Raw genomic sequence first — 16,439 nt, forward strand, 5'->3', positions numbered from 1 at the left:
TGATCTGTCATTACGAACGCCGAAAAGGTAAGGGCGTGCAACGAGGAGGTCAACGGGTTCGACGGGACGAGGGAGAGCGCTTTCCCCGCGGGTCGCGAATTTCTGTTATCCGACCCCGTCCCACCCGTCTCCCATCACGTGCGCAGCCTCACCCACAAGTCAGCGGCGGCAGCCGGCGCTCTCGCCGCGATGGCCGCCCTCACCGTCACCGCTCCCCCCGCGGTGGCCGCCGGCCCGCGCGACGTCACCGCCGATGTGCTCGCCGGCCGGGACGTGACGCTGGGCGGCGACACGGTGGTGTCGGTGCCGCCCGGGACGACGACGTACGACGGCGTCCTGCGCGGCGAGGGCACGCTCACCGTGCGCGGCACCGGGACGCTGATCCTGACCAGGGACAGCGACTTCACGCTGCCGAAGTCCCGGCAGCGGCAGAGGGTGAGCGTCCTCGGCGGCAACCACCCGTACGTGACCACGGCCCGCCCCGACCCGCCCGCGATCACGGTCGAACGCGGGGCGACCCTCCAGTACGGCGACGGCGGTACGACCGGGCTCATCGGCCACTTCCCCTACGGCACCCCGGCGTTCCGCCTCAACCAGGACAACATCCGGGTCGACGGCACCCTGCGCCTGTCCCTGAAGAGCGCCTACAACCTGGGCACGATCAGCGGCACCGGCCTCATCACCCAGCCCCGGTTCCTGTGGGGCACCTGGGACCTCACGTCCGGACCGTTCTCCGGAGTGATCGACAACGGCACACAGGCGAACGCCGGCCGGCCCGAGTTCGCGGCCTCGCTGCCGAACGTGCGCAAGGTCCTCAACCAGGGCACCTGGACCGTGGACACCCCGCTCGGCCGGACGGTCACCCTGGGCATGGACTTCTATCAGCGCGCGTACGGCAGCGACATCAACGTCCAGTCCCGGCCGGGCGGCAAGGTCGTCCTCACCGGCCGGTACAGCTGGTCGGACCAGGGCGGCGACACCGATCCCTCGCTCAGCGACCCGGCCCTGAACTGGACGCCCGCGCCGAAGAACGTCAACAAGCGCGGCACCAACATCAAGGGCGCGAACGTCCAGTGGGGCGACGGGACGACGGACGACTTCTTCCTGCCCGGCACCGCCGAGACCGTCTACATCAACCTGCTGGCGGCACGCTCCCGTTCGCGGCTCGCCTTCGACTACAACGGCCCCGTCACGCTGGGCGCGCCCATCGGCGGCGGCAGGTTCCACGACACGCTGTCCGCGCCCGGCGCCGGAGACATCGTCATCGAGGGCACGAAGGGCAACGACGTCACCTTCGCCGCCGTGCAGCACTACGACGGCTCGACGACCGTCGAGAAGGGCGCGGTGCTGCGGCTGGGCAGCGGCAGACCGGGCGGCGACGGCGGGCTGTACACGCGGGGCGCCCGTCACCAGGTCGTGAACGACGGCTCGCTGGTGCTGAACAACGTCGGCCGGCCGCTGGTCCTTTCGCGGATCGGCGGCAATGGGTCCCTCACGCAGTCGGGTTCCGCGACGACCACGCTGACGGGCACGGCGGTGACGTACACCGGCCGGACGACGATCGAGCGGGGCACGCTGGCACTGCGCGACGGCGCCACCCTCGCCCGCAGCGAGGCGATCACGCTCACCTCCCCGAACTCCCGCCTCGACGCGGGGACTTCGGGTCTTCGGCTGTCGACGAGGCTGACCGGCAAGGGCACCGTGAAGGGGGCCGTGACGAACGACGGCGTGGTCGTGGGCGGATTGACCGTCTCGGGCAACTACTCGCAGTCAGCGAAGGGCGAACTGGTGCTGCGCGACGGCCCGTTGAAGGTGACGGGCGCGGTCCGCCTGGCCGGGAGCGTGGACCTCACCGCCACCGCCGGGGCAACCGCACCCGCCCGCAGGATCACGGTCCTGGACCACCGGGGCGGCGCGCGGACGACCGGCACGTTCACCGGCCTCCCGGAGGGCAGGAAAGTCCAGCTCGGCGACACCGCCTACCGCATCTCCTACCGGGGCGGCGACGGCAACGACGTGGTCCTGACGGCGATCACCACCAACCCCTCCCCCACCCCTCGCACCGCGGACGACCCGCTCGCCTCCCCCGGCTCCCGCACGGCGAGCGCGGCGGCCGGCGGCCTCGGCTGGTGGCCGTACGTGCTGGCCGCCGGGCTGCTCGTGGGCCTCGCGGTACCGGCGGCCAAGCCGAGGCGACGGGGTCGACGACGGGGCGGGCGGCACGCGGCCTGACGCCGGAGCCGCCCCGGCGGACGCCTCCCGCCTCGACTACCGTCGAGCCCATGACCAGCACCACCACCCTCGCCGAAGCCCTCGCCACCGGGACCGTCGTGCTCGACGGCGGTATGTCCAACCAGCTCGAGTCCGCCGGGCACGACCTGAGTGACGAACTGTGGTCGGCGCGGCTGCTCGCGGAGCGGCCGGAGGCGATCACCGAGGCGCATCTCGGGTACTTCGAGGCGGGTGCGGACGTGGCGATCACCTCCAGCTACCAGGCCACTTTCGAGGGCTTCGCGGGGCGCGGTATCGGGCACGAGCGTGCGGCCGAACTCATCGCCCTGAGCGTGGAGTTGGCCCGTGAGGCGGTACGGCGGGCGCAGGCCGGCGGGATCACCCGGCCGCTGTGGGTGGCCGCGTCGGTCGGGCCGTACGGGGCGATGCTGGCGGACGGCTCCGAGTACCGGGGGCGGTACGGGCTCAGCGTCGACGAGCTGGAGCGCTTCCACCGGCCCCGTCTGGAGGTGCTGGCCGGGGCCCGCCCCGATGTGCTGGCGCTGGAGACGGTCCCGGACGCCGACGAGGCCGAGGCGCTGCTGCGGGCGGTGCGCGGGCTCGGGGTGCCGGCCTGGCTGTCGTACTCCGTCGCCGGGGAGCGCACCCGCGCCGGGCAGCCGCTTCAGGAGGCGTTCGCCCTGGCCGCCGACGCCGACGAGGTGATCGCCGTCGGCGTGAACTGCTGCGCGCCGGACGACGTCGAGGCCGCCGTGGAGATCGCCGCCCGCGTCACCGGCAAGCCGGTGGTCGTCTACCCCAACAGCGGTGAGTCCTGGAACGCCGAGGCCCGCGCCTGGGCCGGCAGCTCCACCTTCGCTCCCGAGCGGGTCCGGGGGTGGCGGGCGTCGGGGGCGCGGCTGATCGGGGGGTGCTGCCGGGTGGGTCCGGACGCCGTCGGGGCCATCGCGCGGACGCTGCGGTAGCGGCCGTGGCCCCGAGGGGCTCGTCCCGCCGTCAGTGCCGGCGGACCGCCCCGGGCAGCCGCAGCCGCCGTACGACGGACCGCATCTCGGTGGCGCGGGTCTGCGCGCCGTCCGCCGGGGTGGTGGGCGTGGGCTCCGGGTGTGCGACGGCGGCCTTCCACAGGGCGAGCTCGGCGTCGCGCGGGCCGTGCGCGGTGTGGGTGGCGCCGTCGCCGAAGATCCGCACCGGATGCGAGTCGTCCCAGGCCCGCCACCCGGGGTCGCCCTCGCGCGCGAACCGCACCCAGGTCTTGTGCATCTCCTCGGCCAGCTCCTGCGGGGCGCCCTCGCCGGCCAGCTTGCGGGACTCGGGGACGTCGCCGGTGTCGAAGACGAAACCGAGCTCCAGCGCGTGGCAGGCGCCCAGGTCGGGGAGGGTGGAGGGCCAGGCGAACTCGTACACGTACGCCGGGCCGGGGTGGGCGTCGGCGAGGCGGTGCAGGGGTATGCGCAGCAGGTGGTCGGTGACCATCTGGCCGACGATCTCGGCGGTGCCGGCCTCCGGGTGCAGGGCGCGATAGCCGCGGGGCACGTCGGCGCCGACGTGGCAGCGGGCCATGGCTCCCGCCAGGGCGACCGCGCCGAGCCGGTCGACGCGCTCCAGGAGCCCGCCGGGCACCAGCCACAGCCGGTACTCGTCGCGGGTCCAGCCCAGCATCAGGTCGACGCCGGCCGCGGCGTCACCCTCCGTCAGCGCCTGAAGGGGATCGCGGGGCACGATGTCGCCGTCGACGACGATCCCGAACGCCGGGCCGCCCACCACGGGGCTGCTGAGCCGGCCCACCTCGGCCTGGGTGCGCAGCAGCAGCTCACGGTCGACCTCGGCGAAGGCGGTGGCGGTGGCCGGGACCTTCAGCCGGTTCGCCATGCGGCGCACCATCCGCCGCACCTTGTCCCGCTCGGCGGCCTCGGGCGGCCCGCTCTGGAGGATCGCCCGGCGTACCAGGCCCTGGGCCCGCGGTGCGGCGAGCAGTGCGCCGATGCTGATCGCGCCGGCGGACTGGCCGAACAGGGTGATGTTGTCGGGGTCCCCGCCGAACGCCGCGATGGACTCGTGCACCCATTCGAGGGCGGCGAGCTGGTCGCGCAGGCCGGGGTTGGCCGGGGCGTCGGGGAAGTAGCCGTAGCCCTCGACGCCGAGCCGGTAGTTGACCGAGACGAGGACGACCCCGTCGCGGGCGAAGGGCCGCCCGTCGTACACGGGCACACCCGAGGAGCCACGGGTCAGGGCGCCGCCGTGCAGCCACACCATGACCGGGAGCCGGGCGCCGGGGCCGGGCTCGGGGGTCCAGACGTTGAGGTTGAGACAGTCGTCGCCGGGCACGACCGGGTCGGACAGATACTGGGCGAAGGCTTCGGAGTACGGCGGTTTCGGCGGGGTCGGCCCGAAGGCTCCGGCGTCGCGCACACCGTCCCAGGGCTCGGGAGGCACGGGCGGCCGGAACCGGAGCGGGCCGAAGGGGGGCGCCGCGTAGGGAATGCCCCGGAACACCGCGACGCCGTTCTCGTACCGGCCCCGTACGGCACCGTGGGGCGTGCTCACCACGGGTTCCACGGGGTCTGCCTGGACTGCCGTCATATGTCCACCAGCCTCCTCACCGCGCTCGTGCACCGTGAAGATCAGAGCAACTCATTGTGGCCCGATATTCCGGCGGATGGGTGGGTGAGAGGGCCGTTCGGCGTACCGGCGCGGCGTTCCTGCCGGTGGGAGCGGCCGTCACCGTCCGTGCACGGATACGGCCACGCGAGCGGGCTCCCGCACTCACCCCGCACGATTGACCGACGCGGCGGACCTACGGTAGAAGGCGCTTTCTGAACTGCTTCCGTTTCCGTGTGTCGACCCTGCCCCAGGAGAGTCATGCCCACCCCGCACCCGCCGAGGGCCGTGTTCGCGATGGATCCGGTGCACCTCCCCCTGTTGTTCCCACCGCCCCTGATGGCCCGGCTGGAACAGGCGTCCGAGCTCGATCCGACGCTCGTCGTACGGGACTTCACCGACCCGGCGGCGACCGAGGCCCTCGCCCGGACCGAAGTGCTCATCACCGGCTGGGGGTGCCCCCGTCTCGACGCCGACGTCCTCGCGGCCGCGCCCGGGTTGCGCACCGTGCTGCACGCCGCCGGGTCGGTCCGCCCCCTGGTGGGCGAGGCGCTGTGGAAGGCCGGGATCACCGTCTCCAGTGCCGCGGCCGGCAACGCGCTGCCGGTCGCGGAGTACACGTTGGCGATGATCCTGCTCGCCGGGAAGGACGCCTTCGGCCACCGGGAGCGCTTCCGCGGTACGCACACCTACCCGACGCGTGAAGAGACCGCCGGGACCGGAAACGTCGGTCGCCGGGTCGGCGTCATCGGGGCGTCGCGGATCGGCAGACGGCTGCTGGAGCTGCTCCGGCCGTTCGACTTCACGGTGCTGTTGCACGATCCGTACGTCGAGGCCTCCGAAGCCGCCGGACTCGGTGCGGAGTCGGTGTCGTTGGAGGAGCTGCTGCGGCGCAGTGACATCGTCAGCCTGCACGCGCCGGACATTCCGGAGACGTATCGGATGCTGGACGCGGGGCGGCTGGCTCTGATCCGGGACGGCGGGGTGCTGATCAACACCTCGCGGGGCGCGTTGGTCGATCCCGGGGCGCTGACGGACGAGTTGGTGTCGGGGCGGTTGCACGCGGTGCTCGACGTGACCGAGCCGGAGCCGCTGCCCGCGGGGTCGCCGCTGTATCGACTGCCCAATGTGTTTCTGACTCCTCATATCGCCGGCTCGCTCGGCAACGAGTTGGAGCGCCTGGGGCGGATCGTGGTGGAGGAGTTGGAGCGGGTGGCGGGCGGGGGTGCGCTCGTGCACGAGGTGCGGGAGGTGGATCTGACGCGGGTCGCGTGAGGGTGGGGCGGTCGTGGCGGACCGCGCGCGCTCCTGCGAACCCTCGCCCCTTCCGGACCGGTCGCGGTGAACCTAAGGTGGTGGAACGCGGACAGGAAGCGCTTACTATCCCGGCTTACGATCCGCGGCACGGTCGTCGTGAGTTTTCCAGGCCCTGGCCCTCGGGCGGGCCGGAGAGAGGCGGTTTCCCATGGTCCGTACGGGCGGCGCGAGGGAGACCGCCGGTCCGACCCTCGCGGTCGTGGCCCGCGCGGCCGGGGTGTCCGTGCCGACCGCCTCCAAGGTGGTCAACGGCCGGGAGGACGTGGCCCCCGAGACGCGCCGCCGGGTCACCGAGGCGCTGGACCGGCTCGGTTATGTCCGCCGACCCCGCTTCGATGCGGCGAAGACGCCGGGGCTGGTCGACCTCGTCGTGCATGCGCTGGACACCTCGTGGTCGGGGGCCGTGCTGCACGGGGTGGAGGCGGCGGCCCATGACGCGGGCCTGGAGGTCGTGGTGTCCGCCGGGCTGACCCGGACGCGGGGTGCGCGCCCGGAGCGGGGCTGGCTGGACAAGCTCGTCGCACGCGGCTCCTCGGGGGTACTGTTCAACCTGGCCGAGCTGACGGACTCGCAGTACGCCTGGCTGGACCAGCACCGCATCCCGTTCGTGATGATCGACCCGGTGCTGGAACCGCCGCCCGGTGTGGTGTCGGTGGGCGCGGCGAACTGGCACGGCGGTGTGACGGCGACCGAGCATCTGCTGGCCCTGGGCCATCGACGGATCGCCGTGATCGCCGGTCATCACCGCAAGATGTGCAGCGCCGCCCGGGTGGCCGGCTACCGCTCGGCGCTCGCCTCGGCGGGGGTGCGGCACCGCCCCGAGTACGTCCGGCACGCGGGCTTCGACGAGGGTGCCGCGCGCCGCCGGACGCTGGAACTCCTCGACCTGCCCGAGCCGCCGACGGCGGTCTTCGTCTGCTCGGACCGGATGGCCCTCGGGGTCTACGAGGCGCTGGCGGAACGGGACTTGAGGGTGCCGCAGGACATGAGCGTGGTGGGCTTCGACGATCTGCCGGAGGCCCGCTGGATCTCCCCGCCCCTCACCACCGTCCGCCAGCCGCTGTCGGAGATGGCGGCGACCGCGCTGCGACTGCTGGTGCGGATGATGGACGGGGACCGGCCGGAGAGCACACGGACAGAGCTGTCGACCCGGTTGGTGCGGCGGTCCAGCACGGCCGGGCCGCGAGACGGGGCCGCCTCGCACGCCTGACGCGCCCGCGTTGGCCCGACAGGGTGGTCGATGCGCCGCTCGGCACGTGTGCCCTGGTGGCAGCGGTGATCGCTGCTAGCTTCGCGAGCTGTCGGAGGGGTCCCGGGTGCGGTGCGTGGAGCCGAGGCGGGACCGTCCCTATGAGCTGAGGCGAGGTAGACGGGTATGAGCGAAGAGCCGGACGAGTCGGCGGTTGCCCCGTTCAGGCGCAGGAGTTTCCTGGCGTCGGCCGCGGTGGCGGCGGGGGCACCGACCGTGGTCGCCGGTCCCGCGCAGGCGGCAGCGGCGCCGGAGGTCGCACCGCTCGCCGCGGCCGGCCTCGGGTCGGTCGCGCGGCTGCTGGCCGTCCCCGAGGACGCTCGCCAGGTCGCCTGGCTCAGGTCGGCCCTCCAGGTCGCCGTGGGGCTCGAACTGGCCACCATTCCGCCGTACTTGTGCGGCTGGTGGTCGGTGAAGGACCACCGCAGCGAGGTGGCCCGGATGATCCGGCGCATCGTCGGCGACGAGATGTACCACCTGGGCATCGTCTGCAACCTGCTGGTGGCGGTGGGCGGCAGGCCGCAGATCAAGGCCGCCGCACCCGTCTACCCGGGGCCGCTGCCGGGCGGTGTGCGGGCCGGGGTGACCGTCTATCTGTCGGGCCTCACCAGGCCCTTCGTGCGGGACGTGATGATGGCGATCGAGGCGCCCGAGGAGTCGCTGGCCCGCAACGCCCAGGCCTCCCCCACGGTCGGCGAGTTCTACGACGCCATGCAGCGGGCGTTCCGGACCGTGCGGCCGGAACTGTCGGTGCGCGGTCAGGTGACCCAGCACATCGACTCCGACGAACTGCGGCCGGTGCGCGACCTCGACGACGTGGAGCACGCCATCGAGATCATCAGGGAGCAGGGCGAGGGCACGGCCAGCTCCCCGCTCGACACCTTCTCGAACGACCGTCCGGCGCACTACTACGCCTTCGGCGAGATCTACCACGGCAGGGAACTGCGCCACACCGACGACGGCTGGAGGTTCGTCGGCCCGCCCGTGCCCTTCCCCGACGTGCGCCCCATGACCCCGGTCCCGGTGGGCGGTTACCGCAACACCTCGGCCCATGTCGGAGGGCTGCTGTTCCGCTTCGACGCCATGTACAGCACGGTCCTCGACTCCCTGGACTCGGCCTGGGCCGGGGCCGGCTCCCGCGGTCTGGGCGCGGGCATCCGCACCATGCGGGGACTGGAGGACCCGGCCGTGGAGCTGATGGAGACCACGGTCCCCGGCACCCGGGGCACCTACGGGCCCCAGTTCCACGCGATGCCCAGGCCACGGGGCGAGTAGAGGAGGACCTCCCCTACGCCCGCCCCGAGTTCGCCGCCCAGGTGATCCCGCCGAGGAGGTGGGCCCGGAAGGCCGGGTCCTCGTACGCGTCGGCGGCATGTCCGAGGGCCGTGTAGAAGACGCGTCCGGCTCCCTGTTCACGGCACCAGACCAGTGGATGGTCCTCGCCCATACGGCCCCCTTCGTACGACGACTCGTCGGCGCGGGCCAACACCCGTACCGTGCCTCGGGGGTTGGTGCGGAAGTCGTACCACTCGTCGACGAAGTCCCATACGGCCGGCAGGTGCCGGGTGGCCGGGTGTTCGCGGTCCTCGACGATCGCCTTGCCCGGCTGGTACTCGGGGTGCCGGTCGAAGCGGGCGCCCAGCAGTTCGCCGTAGTACGGCCAGTCGTACTCGGTGCAGGCGGCCGCGTGCACCCCGACGAAGCCGCCGCCCGACTCGACGTACGCGGCGAGCCGCTCGCGCCCGGCGGGGGTGAGGACCTCTCCGCTGGTGGAGAGGAAGACGACGGCGGCGTAGGCGTCGAGCGGCTTCTCGAAGGCCCGGGGGTCCTCGGTGTGGTCCACGTCGAAGTCGCCGACCGTGCGGACGGCCTCGACGCCGGCCGGGATGGATTCGTGCCGGTAGGCGGTGGTGCGGGTGTGGACGAGGAGTCGTACGGGCATGCGACCGAGCCTAGGTGAGCCGGGGGGTGCCGTACATCTGCTCGATGTGCGCGCCGTGCCGTCCAACAGCCGCCGGTGTCGAATCCGTCCGTCGTCCACGACGAGTGACCTGCCGCCGGCATGGCGCACAGGTGTTCCATATCGTGGTCCGCCCTGCGTAGCCTCGGCTGCGATGAACGCCATCCCCGCGCTCCTGGATCATCTCGTCCTCGCGACCCCGGACCTGGCCGGCACGGTCGCCGACTTCACCCGGCGCACCGGTGTGACCCCGGCTCCGGGCGGTGTGCATGTCGGGTTCGGCACCCGTAACCACCTGGTGTCACTGGGCGGCGCCCGCTATCTGGAGATCATCGGTCCGGATCCCGAGCAGTCCGAGCCGGACCGGCCGCGTCCCTTCGAGGTCGACGGCCTCACCGTGCCGCGCACGGTCACCTGGGCGATCGGCCCGCCGGACCTGGACGCCGCCATCGCCGCCGCCCGCGCCCGGGGCTACGACCCCGGCCCGGCGCAGTCGATGAGCCGCCGCAAGCCGGACGGCACCCTGCTCCAGTGGCGCCTGACCGACGGCGAGGACGCCCATCCCTCCGGGCTGGTGCCGTTCCTCATCGACTGGGGAGCCACGCTCCACCCCACCGCCTCGGACCTGCCCACCACACCCCTGCTGTCCCTGTCCGCCAGCGCCCCCGACCCGGACGAGATCCGTCCGCTGCTGGCGGCCCTCGACACGGACCTCGACCTGACGGCGGGACCGGTGGGGATCTCGTTCACGGTGGACAGCCCGCTCGGGCCGGTCACGTTCCGCTAGGGCCTGGCCCGAACGACAGGCCCCAGGTGTCCGATTCCTTCAAGACCGCCCGGCGCCGGGCTGCCTACGGTGGCCGCATGACTCCACGATTCGATGCCATCGGCCTCGTCGTCTCCGACATGGCCGCCTCCGTCGCCTTCTACCGTCGCCTCGGCTTCGACTTCCCGGCCGGCGCCGAGAACGAGCCGCACGCCGAGGCGCAACTACCGGGTGGGCTGCGCCTGTTGCTCGACACCGAGGAGACGGTACGGTCCTTCCACCCGCAGTGGGAGCCGCCCGGCGGGAGCGGCCGGCACTCGCTCGCCCTGCGCTGCGACGGCCCGGCGGAAGTCGACACGGTGTACGAGGAGTTGCTGGCCGCCGGCCACCACGGCGAGCTCAAACCGTGGGACGCCTTCTGGGGCCAGCGGTACGCCTCGGTGCACGACCCGGACGGGAACGGCGTCGACCTGTTCGCGCCGCTAGCCGCCACGCCGGCCGAGTAGCTCGCCGAGCGGGACTCCCGCCAACTCCTTGACGTCCCGGGCCAGATGGGCCTGGTCGGCGAACCCGGCGCGTACCGCCGTGTCCGCGAGGGACACACCGTCCCGCGCCAGGGCCAGCGCGCGTTGCAGCCGGAGGATGCGGGCCAGCGTCTTGGGGCCGTACCCGAAGGCGGTCAGGCAGCGGCGGTGCAGCTGACGGGCGCCGAGCCCCAGGTCGTCGGCGGTGGCGGCGACCGGGCACCCCGCGTCGAGGGCGGCGACGACCCGACCGAGCACCGGATCGGGCGGCTCCGCGGCGGCGGCGCATTCCACGGCCACGTCTTCGAGCCCCGTCACGGGGTCGGCCGCCGCGTCGATGCGCCCGCTCAGCCGCCGTACCTCCGGGGCCGGCCACAGATCGGCGAGGTCGACCCGCAGGTCCCGCAGTTCGTGCGCGGGCACGCCCAGCACCGCGGGCGCGGTACCGGGGTAGAAGCGGACGCCCGTCCAGGCACTCGGCGCGCCCTCGGTGACGTACGCCCGGGTGTCGGGCCCGGCGACGAGCAGCCGCCCCTCGTTCCACAGCAGGTCCATGCACCCGTCGGGGAGGACGCGTCCGGCACCCGCGCCGGACGGTGTGTTCGTCCAGACGACCGCGCCCGCCAGCCGTGCGGAACGTTCCTCGTACACAACCGCCAGCTTAGGCGGGCGAAGGCCGCCCTACCCCACGACGGCCCGCCCCCGGTGTTCCTGCGGACTGACCCCGTACACCCGCTTGAACGCGCTGGACAGAGCGAACGCGCTGCCGTACCCCACCCGCCGCGCGATCGCGTCGAGCGTGTCGTCGGTGTCGCGCAGCGCGTCCGCCGCGAGGGCCATCCGCCACTGCGTGAGGTACGTCATCGGCGGCTCCCCCACCAGCTCGGTGAACCGGCGTGCCAGCGCGGCTCGCGACACCCCGGCCTTGGCGGCCAGCGAGGCGACCGTCCACGGGTGGGCGGGGTCGTCCTGGACGAGTCGCAGCACCCGGCCGACCACGGGGTCGGCCATCGCCGCGTACCAGGCCGGCGCCGCCGCCTCCGGGCGGGAGAACCAGGCCCTCAGCGCGGCGATGACCAGCAGATCGAGCAGCCGGTCCAGGACGACCTCCTGGCCGGGTTCGTCACGGACGATCTCCTCCAGGAGGATCGGCGTGAGCGGGCACTGCCACACGTCGGCCGTGAGGGACAGCAGCGGCGGCAACGCCTTCAGCAGCCGCCCGCTGATCTCGCCCTCCCACAGATAGGTGCCGATCAGCATCACGGCGGAGCCGTCGAGCCGGTCGCCCCAGGTGCGCACGCCCAGGTCCATCGAGCCGTTCAGCGAGCGCCCGTCGGGGTAGCGGCACTCGGCGCCGGGCAGGATCAGGGCCTGCGGTGCGGTGCCGGGGTCGTCGGCGCAGACGTACGGGTCGGGGCCGCGGGCGATGGCGAGGTCACCGGGGCGCAGCCGGATCCTCCCCGAGCCTTCGGCCGGGGGGACCCCCATCTCGCTTCGCTCACCCGGGTCCGGGATCACCCAGGCGTCGCCGCGGACCATGACCATGACCGTCAGCGGGGCGCGGTCCTCGACGCGGATGGACCAGGGCGGTTCGAAGCACGCGCGGATCATGAAGGCGCCACGCGCACGTGGGCCCTCCAGCAGGCCGGCAAGGGCGTCCATGCCGCCAGCGTAGACGCCCGCGCATGGGAATGAGCCGTTCAGCGATGGGCTGTTGGGGCGCGCGGCCGTTGACTGGAGGCATGACTGAGAACGCGGCCGAAACGGCGAACAAGCAAACGATGACGGTGGTGGTGACCGGTGCCTCGGGTCGTACCGGGAGCCGGGTGGCACAGGCGGCGCGCGAGGCGGGGCTCACGGTACGGGCCGCGTCCCGGGCGCTGGGCTTCGACTGGGAGGACCCGACCTCTTGGGCCGAGACCCTGCGCGGCGCGGACGCGGCGTATCTGATGTACCCGTCCGACGTCGGCTCCCCGGCGGCGGCCGAGGGCGTCGGCGCGCTGGCCCGGGAGGCGGTCGGGCTCGGGGTGCGGCGGCTGGTGCTGCTGTCGGCGCGCGGCGAGGACCAGGCGCTGCCGACCGAGGAGGCGCTGAAGTCGTCCGGGGCGGACTGGACGGTCGTGCGGGCCACGTGGTTCGCCCAGAACTTCAGCGAGGGGCCGCTGGTGGAGGGCATGGTCCACGGGGAGCTGGTGTTCCCGGCGGGCGAGGTGAAGGAGCCGTTCGTCGACGTCCGGGACATCGCGGACGTGGTGACGGCGGTGCTGACGTCCGGGGACCGGTATGCGGGGCGGACGCTGGAGCTGACCGGGCCGCGGCTGCTGTCCTGGCGGGAGGCGGTCGCGGAGATCTCCACGGCGACGGGCAGCACGATCACGTACACACCGGTGCCGACCCGTTCGTACGGGGAGACCCTAGCCGGGTTCGGGGTTCCGGCGGAGGAGGTGGAGCTCCTGGTGGACATCTTCGAGACCCTGATGGACGGACGCAACGCCCATGTCACGGACGACGTCCGGCGGGTGCTGGGCCGTGAGCCGCGCGACTTCGCCGACTTCGTGCGGGAGGCCGCGGCGGCGGGGGTGTGGAAGGCCTGAGCAGGGCGTGAGGGGGCCCGCGGCTCGCTGAGCTGCTACTCGTCCTCGGGCTTGTGCGGGTGGTGGTGGGTGCTCTTCACATGGGTGCGCAGCCTCGACGTCACGTCCTCCGGCGGCAGGAAGCGGGACCAGCGCTCGGGGAACTCCGACGGCATGTCCGGGTCGTCGGGGTCGTCCGGGTCCAGCTCGCGGCCGGCGGCGGCGCGGGCCACGTACTCGGCGACCTGCGCCTCCCGCATCCGCTCGTTCGCGGCGCGGGCCGCGGCCGTCGCGGCGGCCGGCCACACCCGGTCGATGGCGGCGTTGACCGCGGCCCCGACGAGCACGGCGAACGCGGACACACCGATCCACAGCAGTACGGCGACCGCGGCGGCGAGGGAGCCGTAGATCGTCGCTCCCTCGATGGTGTTCGTCAGGTAGATGCGCAGCAGGAAGCTGCCGAGCACCCACATGGCGAGGGCGACCAGGGCGCCGGGGACGTCCTCGATCCAGGGCGAGCGGACCGGCACGGACACGTGGTACAGCGTGGTCAGGAACGCGATCGACAGGATGATCACGACCGGCCAGTACAGCACCTGCACCAAGGTCTCCGACCACGGCACGATCCGTACCACCGCGTCCGGTCCCGCCACCATCAGCGGCAGCGCCACCGAGCCGATCAGCAGCGCCGCGAGGAACAGCAGGAACGCCACCAGCCGGGTCTTGACGATGCCGCGGACGCCGTCGAGGCCGTACATCACGGTGATGGTGTCTATGAAGACGTTCACCGCGCGCGACCCGGACCACAGGGCGAACAGGAAGCCGACGGAGATCACGTCGGGGCGGCCGCCGTTCATCACGTCGTCCAGGATCGGCTGGGCGATCTGGCGCACGCCCTTGTCGGACAGGACGGTGCGCGAGGCCTCGATGAGGTTGGTCTCCAGGCTGGTGATGGTGTCGGTGCCGGTCCAGTCGTCGACGTAACCGAGGAGGCCGATGAGGCTGAGGAGGAGCGGGGGCACGGAGAGCAGCGTGAAGAACGCGGCCTCGGCAGCGAGGCCGAGGATGCGGTACTCGATGCACGAGTTGACCGTGTCCTTGAGCAGCAGCCAGGCGGTCCTGCGCTTCGAGACGTTCCGGTAGAGGGCACGCGCCCGGTGGAGACGCCCGGAGGACGGCTGCTGGGGGGACGGTTCACTTGCTGGCTGCACGACCTAACGGTATCCGCCGTACGGAGTGGCACTCATCGCGGCGCCGGAAGCGCACCCCGCGCCACCTGCCGGGTCCCCCGCGCGGCCGTCGTGTCAGGGTGGAATTCAGCGCCCACCGCAGGGATAGGTTCACAGGCATGGCAGGCAGCACGCACATCGTGACCAACCAGCCCCCGCCCCTGACCGGGTACGACGTCTACACCGCCGACCGGGCCCTGACCTCCGCCGTCGAGCGTCACCTCGGCCCGGACCTGAGGTCCGAGGCCGGCGAGGAACTGGCCGCCTTCGGACGTACCTGCGGGTCGGCGCAGGTGCAGGAATGGGGCGTGCTGGCGAACGAGAACCCGCCGCGACTGCGGACGCACGACCGCTACGGTCACCGGGTCGACGAGGTCGAGTTCCATCCGTCCTGGCACCGGCTGCTCGGCAAGGGTGTGTCGGCCGGGCTGACCGCGGCCTGGGCGCGGCCGGGCGGGCATGTGCGGCGGGCGGCGGCCTTCATGCTGTGGACGCAGGTCGAGGCGGGCAACGGCTGCCCGCTGTCGATGACGCACGCGGCGGTTCCCGCCCTGCGCACCGACCCGGACCTGGCGGCCGAGTGGGAGCCACGCCTGACGTCCATGATCTACGACCAGCAGTTGCGGCCCGCCGACCAGAAGCCCGGCGCCCTGTTCGGCATGGGCATGACGGAGAAGCAGGGCGGCAGCGACGTACGGGCGGGCACGACGGCCGCGCGCCCGCTGCCCGACGGCGAGTCGTACGAGCTGACCGGGCACAAGTGGTTCTGCTCGGCACCCATGTCGGACGGGTTCCTGGTGCTGGCGCAGGCGCCGGGCGGGCTCACCTGTTTCCTCGTGCCGCGGGTGCTGGAGGACGGCAGCCGCAATGTGTTCCTGATCCAGCGGCTCAAGGACAAGCTGGGCAACCGGTCGAACGCCTCCGCCGAGGTCGAGTTCGACGGGACGTGGGCGCGCCGGGTCGGTGAGGAGGGGCGTGGGGTGCGCACCATCATCGAGATGGTGGCGGCGACCCGGCTGGACTGTGTGCTCGGCTCGGCGGGGCTGATGCGGCAGGCCGTGGCGCAGGCGGTCCACCACTGCGACCATCGCCAGGCGTTCGGCGGCAGGCTCGTCGACAAGCCCCTCATGCGCAACGTCCTGGCCGATCTGGCCATCGAGTCGGAGGCGGCGACCACCCTCGCGCTGCGACTCGCGGCGGCCTACGACGACGACGGCGAGCAGGAGCGGGCGCTGCTGCGGATCGCGGTGCCGGCCGCCAAGTACTGGGTGACCAAACGCTGTACGCCGGTGACGGTCGAGGCGTCCGAGTGCCTGGGCGGCAACGGGTATGTCGAGGAGTCCGGGATGCCCCGGCTGGTGCGGGAGTCGCCGCTGAACTCGATCTGGGAGGGCGCGGGCAACGTCCAGGCGCTGGACGTGCTGCGGGCGTTGCAGCGGGAGCCGGGCGCGCTGGACGCGTATCTGCGGGAGGTCGGCCTGGCACGCGGTGCCGATCACCGGCTGGACGGCGCGATCAAGGGGCTGTTGACGGAACTGGCCGATCTGGAGGGCGTCGAGGCACGCGCCCGGCGCCTGACGGAGCGGCTCGCGCTGGTGCTCCAGGGCTCGTTGCTCGTCAGGTACGCGCCATCGGAGGTGGCCGACGCGTTCTGCGCGTCCCGGCTGGGCGGTGACGGGGGTTCGGCCTTCGGCACCCTGCCGTCCACCCTGAACCTGGCGTCGGTGGTGGATCGGTCCAGGCCACAGGCCTGAGCGAACGGGAGACGGGGGTGGTGCTGCGCCGACACGGCACCACCCCCGCGCTTGGCCCGTTCGAGGCCACGAACGCCGCTCGGGACGGCGTTGCTCAAGTCTCAATCAGGCCAAGGCGGTCCACCAGGGTTGCAAGGGGTTGCAACTTGTTGGCGTCTGTGTGCGGACTGTGTCCCTCCGCGAGCGATGGGGCGGCACTATGAGACACGCACCATCGGACGCGCAGAAATGAGA

At 72.8% G+C, this 16,439-nt stretch carries 14 protein-coding genes; 9 read left to right on the top strand and 5 right to left on the bottom strand.

Annotation, left to right across the window (positions count from 1 at the left end; translation table 11 throughout):
• The first annotated feature begins 138 nt into the window (after positions 1-138).
• Together ACIQWG_RS31910 and mmuM are read left to right on the top strand one after the other, a co-directional pair.
• Entirely contained in the window at positions 139-2,232 is a 2,094-nt protein-coding gene (locus tag ACIQWG_RS31910) for an autotransporter-associated beta strand repeat-containing protein (RefSeq protein WP_404101991.1), read from the top strand.
• A gap of 50 nt (positions 2,233-2,282) precedes the next feature.
• A complete protein-coding gene (mmuM, locus tag ACIQWG_RS31915) occupies positions 2,283-3,197 on the top strand; it encodes a homocysteine S-methyltransferase (protein WP_404101992.1) in 915 nt (304 codons plus the stop codon).
• 31 nt (positions 3,198-3,228) lie between these two features.
• On the opposite strand, the gene ACIQWG_RS31920 is transcribed toward mmuM, so the two are convergent.
• Complete coding sequence (locus tag ACIQWG_RS31920) at positions 3,229-4,815, bottom strand: carboxylesterase/lipase family protein (protein WP_404101994.1); 1,587 nt, start codon at positions 4,813-4,815, stop codon at positions 3,229-3,231.
• A 279-nt stretch (positions 4,816-5,094) separates the two neighbouring features.
• Here ACIQWG_RS31920 and ACIQWG_RS31925 point away from each other — a divergent pair, with 279 nt between their 5' ends.
• The 3 genes from ACIQWG_RS31925 (at position 5,095) to ACIQWG_RS31935 (ending at position 8,674) form a co-directional block, all read left to right on the top strand.
• On the top strand, positions 5,095-6,108 hold the full coding sequence (locus ACIQWG_RS31925; protein WP_404101995.1) for a hydroxyacid dehydrogenase: 1,014 nt from the start codon (positions 5,095-5,097) through the stop codon (positions 6,106-6,108).
• 190 nt (positions 6,109-6,298) lie between these two features.
• Entirely contained in the window at positions 6,299-7,360 is a 1,062-nt protein-coding gene (locus ACIQWG_RS31930; protein WP_404101996.1) for a LacI family DNA-binding transcriptional regulator, read from the top strand.
• Positions 7,361-7,525: 165 nt separating this feature from the next.
• The gene (locus ACIQWG_RS31935; protein ID WP_404101997.1) at positions 7,526-8,674 is read left to right on the top strand and encodes a ferritin-like protein; all 1,149 of its coding nucleotides are present in this window, start codon (positions 7,526-7,528) and stop codon (positions 8,672-8,674) included.
• Between the two features lie 13 nt (positions 8,675-8,687).
• Here ACIQWG_RS31935 and ACIQWG_RS31940 read toward each other — a convergent pair whose 3' ends face one another.
• Positions 8,688-9,341 (bottom strand): ThuA domain-containing protein, encoded by a 654-nt coding sequence (locus ACIQWG_RS31940; protein ID WP_404101999.1) that lies wholly within the window; start codon positions 9,339-9,341, stop codon positions 8,688-8,690.
• Between the two features lie 172 nt (positions 9,342-9,513).
• Between ACIQWG_RS31940 and ACIQWG_RS31945 the strand changes: the two genes are divergently transcribed.
• Both ACIQWG_RS31945 and ACIQWG_RS31950 read left to right on the top strand, forming a co-directional pair.
• Positions 9,514-10,146: a VOC family protein gene (locus ACIQWG_RS31945; RefSeq protein ID WP_404102000.1), complete on the top strand. Its 633-nt coding sequence runs from the start codon at positions 9,514-9,516 to the stop codon at positions 10,144-10,146.
• A 77-nt stretch (positions 10,147-10,223) separates the two neighbouring features.
• A complete protein-coding gene (locus tag ACIQWG_RS31950) occupies positions 10,224-10,631 on the top strand; it encodes a VOC family protein (RefSeq protein ID WP_404102002.1) in 408 nt (135 codons plus the stop codon).
• Here the strand turns inward: ACIQWG_RS31950 and ACIQWG_RS31955 are convergent.
• Both ACIQWG_RS31955 and ACIQWG_RS31960 read right to left on the bottom strand, forming a co-directional pair.
• The gene (locus tag ACIQWG_RS31955; protein WP_404102004.1) at positions 10,608-11,300 is read right to left on the bottom strand and encodes a helix-turn-helix domain-containing protein; all 693 of its coding nucleotides are present in this window, start codon (positions 11,298-11,300) and stop codon (positions 10,608-10,610) included. The two genes, ACIQWG_RS31950 and ACIQWG_RS31955, sit on opposite strands and share 24 nt — an antisense overlap.
• Positions 11,301-11,330: 30 nt before the next feature.
• Complete coding sequence (locus ACIQWG_RS31960) at positions 11,331-12,311, bottom strand: AraC family transcriptional regulator (protein ID WP_404102005.1); 981 nt, start codon at positions 12,309-12,311, stop codon at positions 11,331-11,333.
• Positions 12,312-12,391: 80 nt separating this feature from the next.
• On the opposite strand from ACIQWG_RS31960, the gene ACIQWG_RS31965 reads away from it, so the two are divergent.
• Complete coding sequence (locus tag ACIQWG_RS31965) at positions 12,392-13,243, top strand: NmrA family NAD(P)-binding protein (RefSeq protein ID WP_404102007.1); 852 nt, start codon at positions 12,392-12,394, stop codon at positions 13,241-13,243.
• Positions 13,244-13,278: 35 nt separating this feature from the next.
• Here ACIQWG_RS31965 and ACIQWG_RS31970 read toward each other — a convergent pair whose 3' ends face one another.
• Positions 13,279-14,433, bottom strand: a complete 1,155-nt coding sequence (locus tag ACIQWG_RS31970; RefSeq protein WP_404102009.1) for a YihY/virulence factor BrkB family protein — start codon at positions 14,431-14,433, stop codon at positions 13,279-13,281.
• Between the two features lie 137 nt (positions 14,434-14,570).
• On the opposite strand from ACIQWG_RS31970, the gene ACIQWG_RS31975 reads away from it, so the two are divergent.
• Complete coding sequence (locus ACIQWG_RS31975; protein WP_404102010.1) at positions 14,571-16,205, top strand: acyl-CoA dehydrogenase family protein; 1,635 nt, start codon at positions 14,571-14,573, stop codon at positions 16,203-16,205.
• The last annotated feature ends 234 nt before the right edge of the window (positions 16,206-16,439 follow it).

Origin of the sequence: Streptomyces sp. NPDC098781 (assembly GCF_044759995.1) — a bacterium.
Lineage (GTDB): Bacteria > Actinomycetota > Actinomycetes > Streptomycetales > Streptomycetaceae > Streptomyces.